Below are 16,860 nucleotides of genomic sequence, written 5' to 3' on the forward strand. Positions count from 1 at the left end.
ACTGACTCGGCGTTCTTCCTCTCTATCGTGGTGAAAATCCATACCGTGTGCCCGTACCACGGGTGCCAGCGATAGAGAACTTCCCTTGACTCGATGATATGGGCGTTGTGTTGACGGCTTGTATAACCAGAGACGACCTCATTCGAGTCTGGAAGACCGAACGCCGGATGAGGCATACTTCGCGACGCTGCCCGCGATCAAATTGGCAGCATGACCGCCCCGAGCGTTCCACTTAAAAATCTCAGAAGACTGTCCGAACGAGTGAGGCCACTTCTGGTTCATCTGCCGCCGAGCATGACGGCGCCGCGCGAGCTGCGGACCTATAGATGCTCAAACGAACAGAAAATCGCCCGGTTGCGACGGAGTCATTTGGTCGCTTGCGACGAACCGCCTTACAAGTTTTTGAAATCGTTGCAGAACATCAGGCGAATGTAAGTCAATCAGTGGGCATCTGATTGGATGCGTAGGGAACGAAAGTGATTACCGGTTAATGAAATTTCCTTTGTTCAGCTGGCCAATCCCACATCAAAAGAGCCCAACCGGGCTGGCCAAAAGTGCTGTCTATTGAGGAATACACCCTTTACTCGAATAATCATTGCCCACAGCTACAAGTTTCGACTTGGAGAGCGTTGTCTGAGGTTATGTTTTGCCCTAAGGCAACGGAATATGGGATTTGACTTAAGCGAAAGTCAATCGAACTCGACGAAAAAGTGATTTGCCCGCCCCCGAGCCGGGTAATAGCATCTGAACCGGGGAGGGCTTTTGTTGCCTCCTCTAATAACGGAACAATTGCGCATGAACGCTGGCTCGAGGGGACAAAGATGTGCATGATGCGTTGGCTCGCATGCATCCTTGGCGCGACTCTATTCGCGATTTTTCCGCGCGTCCTGCGCAATCCGCGCCGGGCAAAGTTGATGCTGGTTGCCCGTCCGTTCTCCGCTTCGTTCGGAAAAAGCGGTCACGGACTGTCAGTCTGTGATGCGCCGATTCTACTTCCACTCATCTTTTGACTTTAACAAAATCATGAACTCATCAGCATTCTCTGGCGATGGAGAGGTGGCGATCGTAACAGGTGGTGCGAAAGGCATCGGCCTTGGCATCGCTTCGGCGCTCGCGCGGCAAGGCCGACGGATCGTCCTGTTTGACCTGGATCGCGAAGCCTTGAATGAAGCAACCACGTTTCTCTCTGACGCTGGCGCGGACGTGTTGGGCATGCCTGTTGATGTCACCAGCAGCGAATCTGTGGACCACGCGGTCGATGCCATCGCGGATAGGCTTGGTCAGGTGGATATATTGGTGAACAATGCTGGGATCGTAAAGGACAAGCGCATAACCAAAATGAGCGACGATGACTGGGATTCTGTGATCAGGGTCAATCTTACATCACAATTCTTGTGTTGTCGGGCGGTGCTGAGACACATGGTCCCTGCGAAATACGGCCGCATCGTAAACATTTCCTCACGCGCTTGGCTGGGTGGTGTCGGGCAAGCGAACTACTCAGCAGCCAAGGGGGGTGTCGTTAGCCTGACGCGCAGCCTGGCGCTGGAGTGGGCAAGCGCCGGGATCACTGTGAATGCCATTGCTCCCGGTATCGTAGACACACCGCTTTTCCGAAAATTTGACGACGAATTGCAGGAGCGCCTGAAGAAGTCCGTGCCCGCTAAGCGGATCGGAACTCCCGAGGACATTGCCCAGGCAGTTCTTTTTTTCGCGCAGAAAGAATCGTCCTACATTACCGGTCAAACACTATATGTCTGTGGTGGTCGATCACTATCGTCGCCGTGAACCGCCCCGGATTTGAACTGACCCCCGAGAGTTGGACACGACCTTGGAGGTTCCGTGAGGAAATTCGATGTAAAGTTTAAGGAGAAGGTGGTTCGCGAGTACCTCGCTGGCAAAGGGGGCTATAAGCTCCTTGCGGCGAAATTCGGTATTGCAGAAAGCATGGTGAGGCGATGGGTCGCGGCATATCGTCACCATGGTAATGCTGGGCTCATCCGGCAGCGTGGTGCCTACACCGTTGAGTTCAAGCTTGAGGTGGTGCACCGGGGCGTGGCTGAGAACCTTTCCCGTCGAGAGCTGGCTGCCATTTACAATATCGGCAATCCGCACAGCATCACGATGTGGCAACAACAGAAAGCACGGGGAGAGCTCCGTTCGCTAAAGAGCATGCGCCCGTCGGGACAGGATGCTTCGGTGCCAGCAAAGAAAAAGACCTCGAACCAGTCGTTGGAATCTCCGCGATCTGAGGAGTCAGACCAACTGCTTCGTGAGAATCAGCAGTTACGCGCGGAGGTCGCGTACCTAAAAAAATTCAATGCCTTGGTTCTAGCAAAGAAGTTGGCGCGGCAGAAATAGCCAAAATAGTGCTTGAACTGAGGCAGGAATTCCCCTTGACCGATCTTCTCCAGGCTGCGGGGTTGCCACGCAGTACGTACTACTATCGGGTCAAAACGTTGTCCGCCCCAGACCAGCATGGTGGGCTCAAGGCGAAGATTCAGGCTGTCTATGCTGCACATCGCGGCTTGTATGGCTATCGTCGCATCACCTTGACTATCCGCAGTGATGGCGAGCTAGTCAATCACAAGAAGGTGCAGCGCCTCATGAACGAATTGGGAATCAGGTCGAGGGTGCGCCGGAAGAAGTTCCGGTCGTACCAGGGCGAGGTCGGCGAGGCCGCTCCGAACCTGCTCAATCGTGAATTCACCGCGTCGGGCCCAAACGAGAAGTGGGTTACCGATGTGACCGAGTTCCGGGTCGCGGGGAAAAAGCTGTACCTTTCTCCGGTCATGGACCTCTACAATGGGGAAATTGTTGCCTACGAGTCGAGCCATCGGCCCGACTTCCCGATGGTCATGGGCATGCTCAAGAAAGCTGTCAAGAAACGCGGGAATGCGGCTACACCGATGCTTCATTCAGACCAGGGTTGGCACTATCGCATGCAACCGTACCGAGCGGCACTGGCGCGCTACGGAATGAAGCAAAGTATGTCGAGAAAAGGAAATTGCTTCGATAACGCGGCCATGGAGAGCTTCTTTGGCACTCTGAAGGCCGAGTACTTCCATCTCACGGACTTCGAAGACGTCGACGCATTACAAGCAGGCCTGAAGGGCTACATCGACTACTACAACCGGCACCGCATCAAATCGAAACTTGGTGGACTGAGTCCCGTGGAATATCGAATGCGAGCGGGAAAAAATTAACGCTTCAACGTCCAACTCTCGGGGGTCAGTTCAATTTGGTGGAGGCTCCAACTCTTGAGAAAATGGAGCCATGAACAAGTCGAACAAATTTTCTACTGAAGTCCGGGAACGCGCAGTGCGCATGGTGCAAGAGCATCGGGGCGAGTATCCGTCACAGTGGGCGGCGATCGAATCCATCGCCCCCAAGATCGGCTGCACGAGCCAGACATTGCTGGGGTGGGTCAAAAGAGATGAAGTCGATAGCGGTGAACGTGAGGGCGTGAGCACGGCGGAACGCGAACGTCTTAAGGCGCTGGAGCGCGAAGTCAAGGAACTGCGCCGCGCCAACGAGATTCTGAAACTGGCGAGTGCGTTTTTCGCCCAGGCGGAGCTCGACCGCCGCCTGAAGTCCTGAAGGCCTTCATCGATCAGCATCGCGACACCTTCGGGGTCGAGCCGATCTGCAAGGTCTTGCGGATTGCCCCGTCGGGCTACCGGCGCCATGCTGCACAGCTTCGCGATCCGTCGCGCCGCTGCGCTCGTGCGATACGCGATGAACGCCTGCGGCCGGAGATCCAGCGTGTCTGGCAAGCCAACATGCGCGTCTACGGAGCGGATAAAGTCTGGAAGCAGATGAACCGGGAGCGTATCGCGGTGGCTCGCTGCACTGTCGAACGGCTGATGAAGCAACTGGGTTTGCGTGGCGTGATGCGAGGCAAACGTGTTCGCACGACCATTGCCGATGCGGTGGCCGCGCGCCCGCTGGATCGGGTCAACCGGCAGTTCAGGGCAGACCGGCCAAACCAGCTCTGGGTTTCTGATTTCACCTATGTCTCGACGTGGCAGGGCTGGCTTTATGTGGCCTTCGTGATCGACGTGTTCGCCCGACGGATTGTCGGTTGGCGCGTCAGTTCGTCGATGACTACAGACTTCGTTCTGGATGCACTTGAACAAGCACTTTATGCGCGGCACCCAGGCGGCGATGGAACATTGACACATCACTCCGACAGAGGCTCGCAAGGCGGATTCAACCGGTCGTTGCAACACCTTTAATCGACGAGGTGTTGCATGATACGAAGTGCAAAGCAGGTGTATCGGTTGACGGGACGAGCGGCGATGCCATCACCGGGCGCTCCCTCGCTTGGACATGAGATCGAACGTCTGTTTTGGCAACAGATCGCGACTGGCATTACAAGCGAAAAAGCAGCGGAGGCAATAGGTGTATCTCAAGCGGTAGGCTCGCGCTGGTTCCGCTATCGTGGCGGTATGCCACTATTCATGTCGAAACCTATCGCTGGTCGATACTTGTCGTTCACCGAGCGTGAAGAGATAGCATTGCTTTCTGCCCAAGGCCTCGGGGTGCGCGAGATCGCCCGCCGCATCGGACGCAGTCCATCAACCGTTTCACGAGAACTCACGCGCAATGCGGCAACCCGTAGTGGGTGCCTCGAGTATCGTGCTTCGGTCGCGCAGTGGAAAGCGGAACGGTTCGCGAAACGACCAAAGCCAGCGAAGCTGGCGACCAATGCGCGACTGCGCCCATACGTACAGGAGCGCCTGGAGGGCAAAGTACATGACGCTGATGGTCGTCAAATTGCCGGGCCCAGGCAGGCACCGTTCAAGGGGCGAAATAAGCCACATCGCGGTGACCGAAAGTGGGTCACCGGCTGGTCACCTGAACAAATCGCTAATCGATTGCAGGTAGATTTCCCGGATGATGAATCTATGCGCATCTCTCACGAAGCCATCTATCAAGCGCTTTATATACAAGGGCGCGGCGCGCTCAAGCGCGAGTTGGTGGGCTGTCTGCGTACCGGGCGCGCGTTGCGCGTCCCCCGGGCCAGAGCGCGTGCCAAGGCGTGGGCGCACGTCAGCGAGGAAGTGATGATTTCCAGCCGGCCTGCAGAGGCCCAAGATCGTGCTGTGCCAGGCCATTGGGAGGGTGATCTCCTTATTGGCCTGAACCGATCCGCCATTGGGACCCTGGTGGAGAGATCAAGCCGTTTCACGATGCTCGTGCACTTACCGCGAGAAAAAGGCTATGGGGTAATTCCGCGCACGAAAAACGGGCCTGCGCTGGCTGGCTACGGAGCGGTTACGATGGCCAACGCGCTCAAGAAAACCGTAGTCGACCTGCCTGCCCATTTGTGGCGGTCGTTGACCTGGGATCGTGGCAAGGAGCTGTCCGATCACGCCCGTTTCACTATCGAGTCCGGCGTGAAGGTGTTCTTCGCTGACCCGCACAGCCCATGGCAGCGCGGTACGAACGAAAACACCAATGGCCTTCTACGACAATACTTTCCAAAGGGCACTGACCTGTCCCGGTGGAGCGCTCGAGAGATTCAGGCCGTTGCTAACACTTTGAATACCAGGCCCCGGAAAACACTCGGCTGGAAGACGCCTGCGGAAGCTCTGGACGAGTACCTAAAATCTGTTCAACAATCTAGTGTTGCAACGACCGGTTGAATCCGCCCAATACGTTAGCATTCGCTATAGCGAGCGACTGGCCGAAGCGGGCATCGAGCCCTCGGTTGGTAGCCGTGGCGACAGTTACGACAACGCCCTGGCCGAGACAATCAATGGTTTGTACAAGGCCGAACTGATTCATCGCCGCACCTGGAAGACACGGGAGTCCGTCGAGTTGGCGACGCTGGAATGGGTGGCCTGGTTCAATCATTATCGATTGATGGAACCCCTCGGCTACATCCCGCCTGCTGAAGCTGAGGCAAACTACTATCGGCAACTTGAAACACCGGTCGCCGAACCCGCATTAACTTAAACCAACCAGCCTCCACGATTCCCGGGGCGGTTCACCGAGCGTCTGAGGGAATCCTATATGACCATTCATTACACCGTTTCAGAATACGTAGCGAGCGTTACCTTGGACCGTCCAGAGGCACTTAATGCACTTGATCTGGAAAGCCTGAAAGAACTGCGTGCGGTTCTTGCTGCGGCCCGCGATGACGATAACGTACGCGTTATTGTCTTGACCGGAGCGGGAAAAAAATCGTTTTGCGTCGGTGCAGATCTAAAGAATACGCTACCTCCGTCAAGCAGCTTCAGTTCATCGTTTGTTAAATCGATTGACCGCGCGGCAGCGGAAGGGATCTACGTCAGACAAATTGACCTCAGTTCTCTGAAAATATTCAAACCTAACATCGGTGCAATCAATGGCTACTGTCTTGGTGGGGGGCTCGAGCTAGCTCTGCAATGTGACCTCCGCATTGCAGCGAGTAATGCCATCTTCGGATTGCCAGAGGCCGTGGTCGCAAGCATCCCAGCGGTATGCGGTATTCAGGCTCTCCAGAAAGCCGTCCCCTCAGCCGTCGCGATGAAAATGCTGATGACTGGGAGCAAGATCGACGCAGTGTACGCCGAGCGTGTTGGACTTATCACGGATGTGTACGAACCTGATTCTTTAATGGAGAAGGCCCTTGAGTTGGGTGCCTCCATTGCCGCTAACGGTCCACTGGCTGTCCAAATGATCAAGAAAATCGCCGAAACCAGCAGTAATGTGCCATTGACTCAAGCCATCGAATTTACGGAGTTAGCGTGGGGTGCAATGAGAGAGTCTGAGGATCGCATCGAAGGACGGAAGGCGTTCGCGGAAAAGCGCCAGCCTAAATTTAAAGGGCGTTAGACGGGAGCGGCCGCAATCAGAGATGACTGCGGCCAGGTTGTGCGCGCCGCAGTTATGATTCGCCGCAGCCGGTCGAAAGCAGCCACGTGCGGAACAGACTGAATTCCGCGTTGAGTAAGTGACTTTTCGGATAAATCAGGTAATAGGTGAACGAGCCTTCACTCAGGATGAACGAGAAGGGCCTGACGAGTTTTCCCTTCTCTAGCTCGTCGCTGACTAACACTTGTTGCGCCATAGCAACCCCGTGGCCACGAGCAGCCGCGTCATACGCGAGGATGGAACTCTCATAGCTTAGGCCGCCAAGAGGGTTCACTCCATGGACGCCAGCCGCGTCGAGCCATTTTGCCCAGTCATCTCGCCGCGCAAGCGAATGAAGTAACGGAACTTTGTTCAAACTATCTGGCGTTTCGTCGTTCAGTTCGGGGTGTGCCTGTGCGAATTCCGGACTGCATACTGGCGTCAGTTCATTGGGCACCAGGCGATCGAAACCGACATCCGAAGAAGGCGCATGAGAGAGTCTAATCGCTGCGTCAACGTCCTCAGCGTTGAAGTCGACGGCTTGCACCGACGTCGTGAGGCTCACCTCGATGTCGGGATTCTCCTGATGAAACGTCGACAGACGAGGTAAAAGCCAATTCATCGAGAAGGTAGTGTATGAACGGATCTTTAGTGTCCTCCGGCGCCGGGTCTCGACCAGGTTGATCGTCGCGACCGTCATAGATTCGAAGGCCCGAGCGATGTCTGTGAGGTAGCGGTGACCCACTGGGGTCAACGAGATTGAGCGATGGCCACGGTCGAACAATGCCACTCCTAACTGGTCTTCGAGCAACTTGATATGGCGGCTGACCGCCGCCGGCGTGACATTCAACTCATCTGCAGCGAGTTGCACACTGAGGAGACGGCCGACTACCTCGAAGGCTCGAAGCGCGTTAAGTGACGGTAGGATTCGCATAACAAAATGTTAGCACGGCTTTGCACGTGGTGCCGCGGGAGGTATACCTAACCGTCGTCCGGATAATGTCCCGCTTTTAGGAATGGAAATTGAGCCCGCATTGACGTCCTCCTCGCCCTCAGACTGAGGGCGAGGAGGACGTCAAATGTCTACCAAGATTAAGAAGCTGTTGCGAAATTAGTTAATGAATGGCTTTAACCTGCTCCAGCAGATCAGCGAACATGCAAGCGAGAGGAAGGCCTCGTGTACGTGGGCATATCGTTCATAGCGAATCTTCAGGCGTCTAAAGGAATGGAGCCAGGCAATCGAGCGTTCGACGACCCAGCGCGCTCTGCCCAGTCCGCTGCCATGGGACGAGCCGATTTTTGCGAGCACGGGTGTAATGCAGCGTTCCCGCAGGCGCTGCCGATGTGGTTCGGAACTGTAGCCCCGGTCGCCCTGAACGATTCGTGGCTTGCGCAGGGGACGGCCCTGCTTGCCGCGAATCTGAGGAATTGTGGCCACCAGCGCATCAAGCTGGGTAATGTCGTGGCGGTTCGCGCCGGTCAGGATGACCGCGAGCGGGATGCCTTGCGCGTCGACGATGAGGTGGTGCTTGCTGCCGAGCTTGCGCCGGTCCGTTGGCTTCCTCAATGGTCGTCTCCTTGCGGAACTGGGCGAGGGGATTCAAGGAGCCTGCGTGACGGCTCTTGACAACGACTCGGGCGAAGTCGCTAGCGGTCACGCCGGTTTTGTCCATCCATTTCCGGGCTTTGGTTGCGTACAAATCCATGAAAAGGGAGCCCGTTCCTGTGGTGACGTTCGCTGGTAGCGGTTCTTCAAGGTCCACGGCGCTTGCAAACGCTCCAAAGGATACTGCTTTATCTTCGTGGCTCAGCTTCTCCATGCCGACAACCAGCGCCGTTTCAGATTGACCCGACGCAATGGAAAGCCACGCCAGGTTGAGTGCAGAACTCCCCGACGCGCATGCGTTTTCAATGTTATACATTGGCTTTCCGTCAAGGCCCGTGTTGCGCAGTGACGATTGCGCGCGAGTCATTTCCTGACCGGTGACTACGCCGGCAGCAGCGTTGCCGAAGAAAATCCGGTCAACGTCGTTCGCGGTCGCCCGAGCATCCTTAAGCGCCAGGCCTACTGCTTCCTCAGACAAGGACTTCAGATTACGTGCCAGAAATTTTCCAAATGGCGTCATTCCAACGCCGCCGATGACTACCTTACGCATGATGTCCTCCGTTACCGGTATCAAAAAAATCTACTGTAGGCACTGATGTTTCAACTGCAGTTCCTGACTCCCGAACTCGTGACTCAGTGGGCACATATCCGAGATCGGAACCATCAACGAAATGCCGCCGCGCCAGTGAGTTCCCGGCCCTGAATAAGGGCAAGAATTCCCACCGTCCCATCAGGGACCTGAAGCACGCGGACATCGCGCCAAAGTTGATCAAGCCCAACTTCTTCGGCAATTCCCATTGCACCGTGAAGCTGCATCGCCAGATCCACGGCTCCCAGCGCATTCGTTGTGGCGAAACGCTTGGCCATGGCCGAAGTGCCGTTCGCGCGGACCCCTTGATCGAGACACCCAAGCGCGAAGAGACACATCAGGCGAGAACTGATCACGGCTGTCTCGATGTCGGCGAGGTCCTGCTGTACCAACTGGTGATTTCGCAGATGCTTTCCAAATTGCTGCCTGACTCCCACGTACTCCCGGGTAATATCCAGTGCTCGTTGAGCGATGCCTACTGCCATCATCCGAGTAATGGGCGATTGCCGTTCCACGCCAATGTCATGTATTTCCCAGCGTCTCCCGGAGAGCCGATGATATTGGCGGACGGCACCCGCGTTCTATCAAAGACAACTTCGCTGAGGTGCCCCTGTTTGAGGCCCGTTAGAGGAATTTCGCTGATATCGACATTGGCGTGGCTGCGATCGACCAGCACGCGGCTGGTGATCGGGCGATTGCCGTCATCGAGTCCGACTGCGCAAGAAACAATCATCACGTCGCAAACGGAGGCGTTCTTAATCCACAACTTGCGGCTGGTGATGTACGCGTCAGGCCCTTCAACTTCAAGCCTGGTCCGGATGGCATTTGAATCGGAACCCGCCTCTGGCTCCGAATTGGCAGTGCACGCTATTTTCCTGCCTGCTATCAGATCGGGCAGATATGCTGCACGAAGCTCCGCTGATGCGCCAGCATGCAACCGGGTAATCGAGCCATCGTGAGAAATAAGTGAAAGGGCGATTACCGGCGGTAACTGCTCGATAACGAGACCGTAGTCAATCATGGACAGGGCGGCGCCGCCATGTTCGGTTGGCAAACGGGCGGCTGTGACGCCGAAGTCGCCCAAGGCACCATAAATCTCCGGCATCGCTTCCTTCGGAAGTGCGCGATCCGGAGGGTGGCGTTGGAGGATTGGTGTGAGTCGACTCTGAGACAGTTTTTTGGCCGCCGAGACGAACATGTCCTGGTCGTCTGTTAATTCGAAGTTCATCAGATCTTTAGTTTAAAAGGAACCTTCCGTGTACTAACCTAGAAAAACTGTTTGTAAGTTGATAGATTGTTTAATCCAGAAACCTTCCCTTCGTTTCCGGCATCGCCGCGTAAACAGCGAAGCTAACGATGCACACAGCCGCCACATATATCCAAATGAATTTCGACAGACCGGCATTTGACATAGACGTCAAGATGTAGGGTAGAGTGCCGCCAAAAAGCGTTGCAGAAACTGCGTAAGGCAACGCTACACCTGTCGAGCGAACCTCTGCGGGGAACTGTTCAGCCATTACCGTTGCGCAGGTGGCCGTGAAGCCGGATGAAAGCAGCATGCCAATCGTGACAATGACTGTGGCTGTCCAGAAGTCGTTCGAGAGGAAATGCAGGCTTGGCCACGCAAAGAGTGCTGATCCGCCAGCAAAGGCAAGCAAAATTGGCTTACGGCCAATCCGGTCGGACAGGACGCCCAAAAGAGGAATCGCGACTAGCGACACAGAAATTGAGATGACACTAGCGATAAATCCTTGCCGAAGTGGAAGGCCTGTACGCAAGTGCACAAATGTCGGAAATAGAACCATCCAAAGGTATATCGACAAGTTACCGGCCATGGCAATTCCAACCACTCGAAGAGCCGCGCGACGGTGTTCCCGTACGACAACGAGAAATGGGTTACGCCGCTGATGGCCGAGAACGTTCTTCGTAAACACTTCGGTTTCCGAAACGGAAAGACGTAACCAGAGGGCGACAATACCCATTAGACCGGCAATAGCGAATCCGAGGCGCCATCCCCAATCAATCATGCCGCGTTCGCTGATATTCGAGGTTAGCAGATAGCCGATTAGTGCCGCGACCAGCACACCGGCGTTTACGGCAAAGTGCTGCCATGAGCCCGCGAAACCACGCCGGGCCGTCGTTGCGGACTCAATCAGAAACGTCGACGCAGAGCCAATTTCGCCGCCGGCGGCAAAGCCTTGCAGGAGGCGCGCCAGGACAAGGATGATGGGCGCCGCAATACCAATCGTTGCGTAGGTAGGGCAGACTGAGATAAGCAACGAGCTTACAGCCATCAGCACAACGGACAGCGTCAAGCCGCTCTTGCGACCATGTCTGTCCGCATACGCGCCGAGTACGGCTCCACCAATGGGGCGCATCACAAAACCTACTGCAAACACGGCAAAGGCGGAGAGCAAGGAGACTTTCTCGTTATCTGCCGGGAAGAAGTGCCGAGAAAAAAGCGAAACAAACGCTGCGTAAATGATCCAGTCCGTAAACTCAACAACGGTTCCGAGCGTGGCAGCTACGATGGCTTTCTTTTGCGTCCGCGTAAGCGGGGGTAAGGTTTCCTCAGTACTGGGTGAGATGGTGGTATCCATGCCGGTCTCCGTAGATTTCTTATAGTGGAAGATTCAAATAGATAAGCCATGACATTCGGTGCCCGAGTATGGGCGAGCCGGTAGCCAAGGAGGATTCTCAATTGCAACTGCTTGTGCAGCGTAGGGCGTACGCTACACACGCGACTAGGCAGATGGACGCATCGTAGTTTTGATGGGCCTCATGACGCAAACTACTTTTTTTCCCGTATGATTGATTTTTTGTGCGGCAACACGCGCGTTTCGCTGATAGTGGATAAAAATCCGAAAATGGTGGGAGACGTCGGTCTGGTCCTCTAGCACGTGTTTGTGCATGGTCGTGGCTCTTGCTCGAGACAGGCGCAACTGGCCGGGGGACACAGTTGATCAAGCAGTTAAACTAAGAAACGCGAAGTGCTAATACGTGTCGCTTCCTTGCCGACAGCGCCTTCAACGCTGTCGGCCGCGATGTGAATTCAGGAAAAATCATGTCCTTTCGCACAATATGTCGAAGCTGGCAGCAACCGCTTCGCCTATCGCAGCTTTGGTAACGCTGCCGGTCGGCCGCCGCGGGTCTTCAATCGACATTTCAAAGGCGCAATGTGCTACCGAGATCTGGCCATCCATCGACGGCCTGGCCGAGGTCCGCGAAGTGATTCTCTTCAACAACACCGGCGTCTCCATCACTTCCGGAGAAGCAGTGCAGTCGTTTAGCTCCGGTCAGAGACCTGCTTGCCATATCCTTCGGACCAGTCTCCGCTGATAAGAACCGTCAACGGCCAGCATCTGCCTAGCCGATAACGGTCCAGTCCCTGCCTCATTGTCGTGGTAGGCAGCATGACGGGGGGCTTTATGCTTCGTAGCCGTCACCGGCGAAATTTTTTCCCATCGGTAAGCCTCTCATAGCAGGCATACTTGCTGGTAAGCGCTCGCGGTCGGCTAACGCGCAGACGCAGTCAGATCACTTTGAGAGACTTGACCGCTTCTACTGGTTTAAGCACACGAAAACCCGTGTGAGTTTTCCCATCCGCCCGGTCCCTAACGAACTCACGTTGATCCGCTAATTTGCGTTGCGCTCCAGCGGTCATATGGTCGGGTTGCCAATTTCCACCGTGATCAAAAGTGCAGCTAACGCCGACGATTCCAGAAACGTCCGCGAGCACACGTGCTATTTCCATCTCGAAATAGGGCAACGCGTGGCACAACGGTGATGTCATGCGAAGGGCAATAGTTACCTGCCCAGATTCAATTTCTACGCTCTCGACCATTCCCATCTCAACAATCGACAGGGGAACCTTGGTAGCAGCGCTGCAAGGGTCAACTACCTTGTGCAGGCGAGAGATGACGTCTTCTTCCGAGAAGGCTGTCATACTGTAAGCCCCTTTGCGTAAGTGTTTTCGTAGGGCCTCTGCTTACCTTTAGACCGCGCAACTGAGAACTCATCGCCCTCGATGTTTTTTGCGAGCACTTCTGCGTCGAGCCCATGCATCCGAAGGTAATTGAGGCCTAGAATCTTCCTCTTGATCGCCTCGGTGATTTCCGGCAGGCCTTCGCGTGCGCGCGTTTCTTCCGAGAACTGAAATCGTTCCCAGAACCAACGCAAAGGCGGGTCGGGATGCAACACGCTGGCTCCTGACGCCCACATTATTCGATCGAGCGCTCCTTCCCCGGCGTGGGCGATGAGGCCTGCCATGACTCTCTCGAAGGCGGCCGGTTTAGCTACGGCAAGACTCGCTGTGATTTCAAGGTTCACCCAGACGTTTGGAAATCGCGCGAGTTGAAACGCTGTTTCCTCGATGAACGCGAATCCACCGTGGACGACCTCAAACTGCAAATCTGGAAATGCGTCAGCGGCCGCGTCGATGTCGTCCATCCGGTAGTGTTCCATTGGTACAGGCCCGAGAGGTACGGCCTTATGGATAGCGATGGCCTTGATCCCCAGATCAAGGGCCCGCTGGAAAATTGGAAAGGCGATTTCGGGATCATCCATGTGCCATCCGACAACTTTATCTGCTGTGTAGCTGTTCGGATAAAGTTTGATGCCGACGGGCTTCAATTCTTCAGCCTGTTGCTCTAGCGAATCAAGAGCCTGCTCCGGAAAGACCGGATCCACCCCTGCGTACACCTGGAAGCGACCGGGCCACTTTTCGCGAGCCTCCCGTGCCTTCTGAACGCTGCACCCGCCGTCCTTGAATGCGTTTATCGGGGTCACGTGATGGCATGCGAAGTCGTAATCGCTTTCGACGAATAGCATATTTGCAGTTTCTGGAAGCGTCCAGTCGCGCGCGTAATGCTCTTGTGGAAGCCTATATCCCGCTGGGGATAGGCCATAGTGAGCACCGTAGAAAGCGTCAACAACCGCCTTCGAATATCGACCTGCGGCGTGGTTCTCGTCTGCAAGGTTGTAGCTGTGCGCCGATGCATCAACCACGAATACGTCATCAATCATGTTAGGGCAACTCCTTGTAAGTTCGTCGGCCAAAAAACGGCTTCGACGAAAAATTAGATGCTTCTATTGGCACGGACGTGCTTGGCGCCAAGTGTTCGCAGTGTTCATCCCAGCACGTTTGTGCCCCTTCGATGCCACACCGTCACTGTAATATTGGCGAACTGTCCATTCTTTTCGAGATAGTGGTTGTGACGCCTGAATCAGCTGGCAAGCGTTCGCAAATTTCGGGTTATGCGCCCACCCCAGGGCGGCTGGACACTCTGCCGTACCACTGCCGAAAAGCGCTGTGCTTCTCGGGGATCGACATTTTCAGCGCATTCGCAGAGAAGTCCACCGTAACGAGCGTCGTGATGTCAGCAGCGGAAAACTCATCACCGGCAACAAACGGAACGGTTGCAAGGCGCGCATTGAAGTCTGCAAAGAAGTTGGCGACGCGCTGGCGGCTGCTCTCGACTAGTTCGGGGATCTGCTCATAGGCATGTGGTCCGGACAACGCTCGGCCTTTCAATCCGGCGATCACGTTGCGGACACCTTCCATTACTGGCGCGAAGCCGTCTAGTTCAGCGCGGCGCTCCCACATCGTGACGAGTGCTTGGGTCTTGGAGTTCGTCCCGAGCAACGGGGCGGAGGGGTACACCTCTTCCAGATAACGCCAGATGGCGAGCACTTCCGTGATGACGGTGCCGTCGGCCAGCGCGAGAGTTGGCACCTGGCTGCGTGGGTTGACTGCCGTGTAGGCTTCGGAAAATTGCTCCTTCGCGCTGAGGTCGACAGGGTTCCTGTCAATATGAATACCCTTTTCCGCGATGAAGAAGCGTACGCGGCGCGAGTTAGGGGACGTCGTTGATTCGTAGAGTACTTGTATTGCATTCGGCATTCTGTGATCCCGTTACCTGGTTGGTCCGATGGTGGCTTTGTGTGCCAGACAATCTGACAATGCGAGCTTCGCCTTTTTGTTTTGCCAGTTACTGCTGCATACCTGTGATGGGCCGCATCGTGCGGATTCTGCGAGCCGCGTCGGCGCGACTATCTCGTTGGGTCTTGCAGGTCGTCGCGGCTTCCGGGAGATTGGGCGTCAGACTAGACCCGCGCCCGCGTTTCAGTCGCCCGCAAGCCCATTGGTGTCACGTCCTAACTCGCACGTTCTGGGGGGCCCTTGATGACTCAATCGACCTGTCCACTTTAATTGGTCTGCCAAAACTACAATCACTTTGCACTCACGTACATGTCTATGGTAAGTCGCTTGGCGTCGGGCGGGAACACCCGCCATGTCCCGTCTTTGTGCCGGAAAAACCATAGTGCGATTGAGCCGTGCGGCCGTCGCGCTTCGACACACACGTAACGACTCCCTTTGGGGCGAATGCGGCTGAAGCGGATTACCCGGATTGATGCCCATGACATTGGCGCCAGCCATTTCTCGACCAGCGAATGTAACGACTTCTCCGCGCTCATTTTCATCTCCCTCAACGTCGGTTTCGTCGGCTCAGTCGTGTTGCGTTGCACTGACCGAAGATGTAGTGTCAACCATGATGAAATTCGACACTTCGCCGGATGGACGGTGAGCGAGATCCGGAAAAAAGCGGTGTTGCTACCTAGTTTGGCCTGCGTACTTGCTATTGACTACACTAGTCGTCTATTGAAAAAAGCGGAAAGACTTTGTAAGCTGGGCGGCATGCCTAACAGGTATGGCACATTGACGGGGAGTCCATGGACCTTAGGCATTTACGGTATTTTGTTGCCATTGCGGAGAAAGGCAGTGTGACGGTTGCCGCGGAACGCCGTCTGCACATATCGCAACCCTCGCTTAGCCGACAGATTCGTGATCTCGAAGAGGAACTCGGCGTGAAACTGTTTACCCGCGGTGCGCGCGGCGTCGAACTGACTGTATCGGGCCACGGATTTCTCGATCATGCGCGCCTCGCGCTTTTGCAGGTTGATACAGCGACGGAGGCCGTGCGCCGCGCGGCGCAACCGACGAAACAGGTGTTCGCCCTCGGCTTTCTGACTGGGCATGAAATGACCTGGTTGCCGCGGGTGATGCAGGTTCTTCGAGACGAACTGCCGAATATCGAGGTCACGATTTCAGGTGGTTATTCCCCAGATCTTGCCGAAGCACTTGTTCGCGGAAGGCTCGACGTGGCGTTTCTGCGCGCCGAGCCAGGGTTCGATCTTGAATATCAGACCGTTAGCGAGGAGGAGCTTATTGTGCTGATGCCGAGCGATCACAGGTTGACCGCGCGAACAGCGATTCATCCATCGGAACTCGCCGATGGGACGTTCATCACGGCTGCGAACAGGGCTGCGGTGTTGCACGACGTGATCGAGCGCTATTTACTCCAGAACGCGGTGGATATCGCACCTGAACACGGGGTCAACAATCTCGCGATGGCAGTGTCGCTGGTGGCGTCTGCGCGTGGATTGGCGCTGATGCCGGAGTACGCGAGCAATCTGCTACCCTGGTCTGCGGTAAGCCGGCCTGTTCAAGGCGACGCTCCGACAATCAACCTTGTTATAGGTTACAGCGCGTCGAACTCCTCTCCAGTCCTGAAACTCTTTCTCTCAAAAGTCGAAGAACTGATGGCGCGTGAAGATCACGGCATTCAATAATCAATCTGGCGAAAGCTTAACTCGTGTCTACAAGGTATCGGCGGATTCAACCGGTGGATGCAACACACTGAAGACTGCGCAAGCAGTGGGAGTGTTGCAGATGAAACAGCGACGCCGGATTTATTACAGCGAGACGCAGAAGGCGCTGATGTGGGAGCGCTGGCAGAAAGGGGAATCTCTCCAGAAGATTGCC

Annotated in this window: 13 protein-coding genes, 4 pseudogenes and 1 other annotated feature; of the genes and pseudogenes, 8 read left to right on the forward strand and 9 right to left on the reverse strand. The window is 55.6% G+C overall.

Features of this window, described 5'->3' with window-relative positions; all coding sequences use genetic code 11:
* The first annotated feature begins 1,023 nt into the window (after nucleotides 1-1,023).
* The 6 genes and pseudogenes from FVF58_RS49400 to FVF58_RS49425 all read left to right on the forward strand — a co-directional run bounded on the left by FVF58_RS49400 (nucleotide 1,024) and on the right by FVF58_RS49425 (nucleotide 6,822).
* Nucleotides 1,024-1,785: an SDR family NAD(P)-dependent oxidoreductase gene (locus FVF58_RS49400; RefSeq protein WP_149676752.1), complete on the forward strand. Its 762-nt coding sequence runs from the start codon at nucleotides 1,024-1,026 to the stop codon at nucleotides 1,783-1,785.
* Nucleotides 1,786-1,839: 54 nt separating this feature from the next.
* Nucleotides 1,840-3,203 (forward strand): IS3 family transposase gene (locus FVF58_RS49405; RefSeq protein WP_149676753.1). Its coding sequence is split into 2 segments (ribosomal slippage): nucleotides 1,840-2,314 and nucleotides 2,314-3,203, totalling 1,365 coding nucleotides; the frame shifts between segments, so codons are not numbered across the junction.
* Nucleotides 3,204-3,273: 70 nt separating this feature from the next.
* Nucleotides 3,274-4,202 (forward strand): annotated as a pseudogene (locus tag FVF58_RS49410) (IS3 family transposase); the annotation flags it as partial.
* Nucleotides 3,552-3,668, forward strand: a sequence feature (AL1L pseudoknot). (Overlaps the previous pseudogene by 117 nt.)
* 48 nt (nucleotides 4,203-4,250) lie before the next feature.
* Nucleotides 4,251-5,648, forward strand: coding sequence for an IS30 family transposase (locus FVF58_RS49415; protein ID WP_149676754.1), 1,398 nt, complete (start codon nucleotides 4,251-4,253; stop codon nucleotides 5,646-5,648).
* Between the two features lie 4 nt (nucleotides 5,649-5,652).
* Nucleotides 5,653-5,961, forward strand: a pseudogene (locus tag FVF58_RS49420) (integrase core domain-containing protein); the annotation flags it as partial.
* A gap of 57 nt (nucleotides 5,962-6,018) precedes the next feature.
* Complete coding sequence (locus FVF58_RS49425; protein ID WP_149676755.1) at nucleotides 6,019-6,822, forward strand: enoyl-CoA hydratase/isomerase family protein; 804 nt, start codon at nucleotides 6,019-6,021, stop codon at nucleotides 6,820-6,822.
* A 52-nt stretch (nucleotides 6,823-6,874) separates the two neighbouring features.
* Here FVF58_RS49425 and FVF58_RS49430 read toward each other — a convergent pair whose 3' ends face one another.
* The 9 genes and pseudogenes from FVF58_RS49430 to FVF58_RS49470 all read right to left on the reverse strand — a co-directional run bounded on the left by FVF58_RS49430 (nucleotide 6,875) and on the right by FVF58_RS49470 (nucleotide 14,937).
* Nucleotides 6,875-7,774, reverse strand: coding sequence for a LysR substrate-binding domain-containing protein (locus FVF58_RS49430; RefSeq protein WP_149676756.1), 900 nt, complete (start codon nucleotides 7,772-7,774; stop codon nucleotides 6,875-6,877).
* Nucleotides 7,775-7,951: 177 nt separating this feature from the next.
* Nucleotides 7,952-8,398, reverse strand: a pseudogene (locus tag FVF58_RS49435) (IS5 family transposase); the annotation flags it as partial.
* Between the two features lies 1 nt (nucleotide 8,399).
* Nucleotides 8,400-8,996: pseudogene (locus FVF58_RS49440) on the reverse strand (thiolase family protein); the annotation flags it as partial.
* 113 nt (nucleotides 8,997-9,109) lie between these two features.
* The gene (locus FVF58_RS49445) at nucleotides 9,110-9,550 is read right to left on the reverse strand and encodes an acyl-CoA dehydrogenase family protein (RefSeq protein WP_149676757.1); all 441 of its coding nucleotides are present in this window, start codon (nucleotides 9,548-9,550) and stop codon (nucleotides 9,110-9,112) included.
* On the reverse strand, nucleotides 9,520-10,263 hold the full coding sequence (locus FVF58_RS49450) for an acyl-CoA dehydrogenase family protein (protein ID WP_149676758.1): 744 nt from the start codon (nucleotides 10,261-10,263) through the stop codon (nucleotides 9,520-9,522). The genes FVF58_RS49445 and FVF58_RS49450 overlap by 31 nt, the downstream gene beginning before the upstream one ends.
* Nucleotides 10,264-10,333: 70 nt before the next feature.
* Entirely contained in the window at nucleotides 10,334-11,635 is a 1,302-nt protein-coding gene (locus FVF58_RS49455; RefSeq protein ID WP_149676759.1) for an MFS transporter, read from the reverse strand.
* Between the two features lie 932 nt (nucleotides 11,636-12,567).
* Nucleotides 12,568-12,981, reverse strand: coding sequence for a metal-sulfur cluster assembly factor (locus FVF58_RS49460; protein ID WP_149676760.1), 414 nt, complete (start codon nucleotides 12,979-12,981; stop codon nucleotides 12,568-12,570).
* Nucleotides 12,978-14,060 (reverse strand): amidohydrolase family protein, encoded by a 1,083-nt coding sequence (locus FVF58_RS49465; protein ID WP_149676761.1) that lies wholly within the window; start codon nucleotides 14,058-14,060, stop codon nucleotides 12,978-12,980. The genes FVF58_RS49460 and FVF58_RS49465 overlap by 4 nt, the downstream gene beginning before the upstream one ends.
* 229 nt (nucleotides 14,061-14,289) lie before the next feature.
* Nucleotides 14,290-14,937: a glutathione S-transferase family protein gene (locus FVF58_RS49470; protein ID WP_149676762.1), complete on the reverse strand. Its 648-nt coding sequence runs from the start codon at nucleotides 14,935-14,937 to the stop codon at nucleotides 14,290-14,292.
* A gap of 830 nt (nucleotides 14,938-15,767) precedes the next feature.
* On the opposite strand from FVF58_RS49470, the gene FVF58_RS49480 reads away from it, so the two are divergent.
* Both FVF58_RS49480 and FVF58_RS52405 read left to right on the forward strand, forming a co-directional pair.
* Nucleotides 15,768-16,667, forward strand: coding sequence for a LysR family transcriptional regulator (locus tag FVF58_RS49480; RefSeq protein WP_149676763.1), 900 nt, complete (start codon nucleotides 15,768-15,770; stop codon nucleotides 16,665-16,667).
* Nucleotides 16,645-16,860: hypothetical protein (locus FVF58_RS52405; RefSeq protein ID WP_149676764.1), on the forward strand; the 216-nt coding region annotated here is incomplete at its 3' end. The genes FVF58_RS49480 and FVF58_RS52405, both read left to right, overlap by 23 nt.

It is taken from the genome of Paraburkholderia panacisoli (assembly GCF_008369935.1).
GTDB lineage: Bacteria > Pseudomonadota > Gammaproteobacteria > Burkholderiales > Burkholderiaceae > Paraburkholderia > Paraburkholderia panacisoli.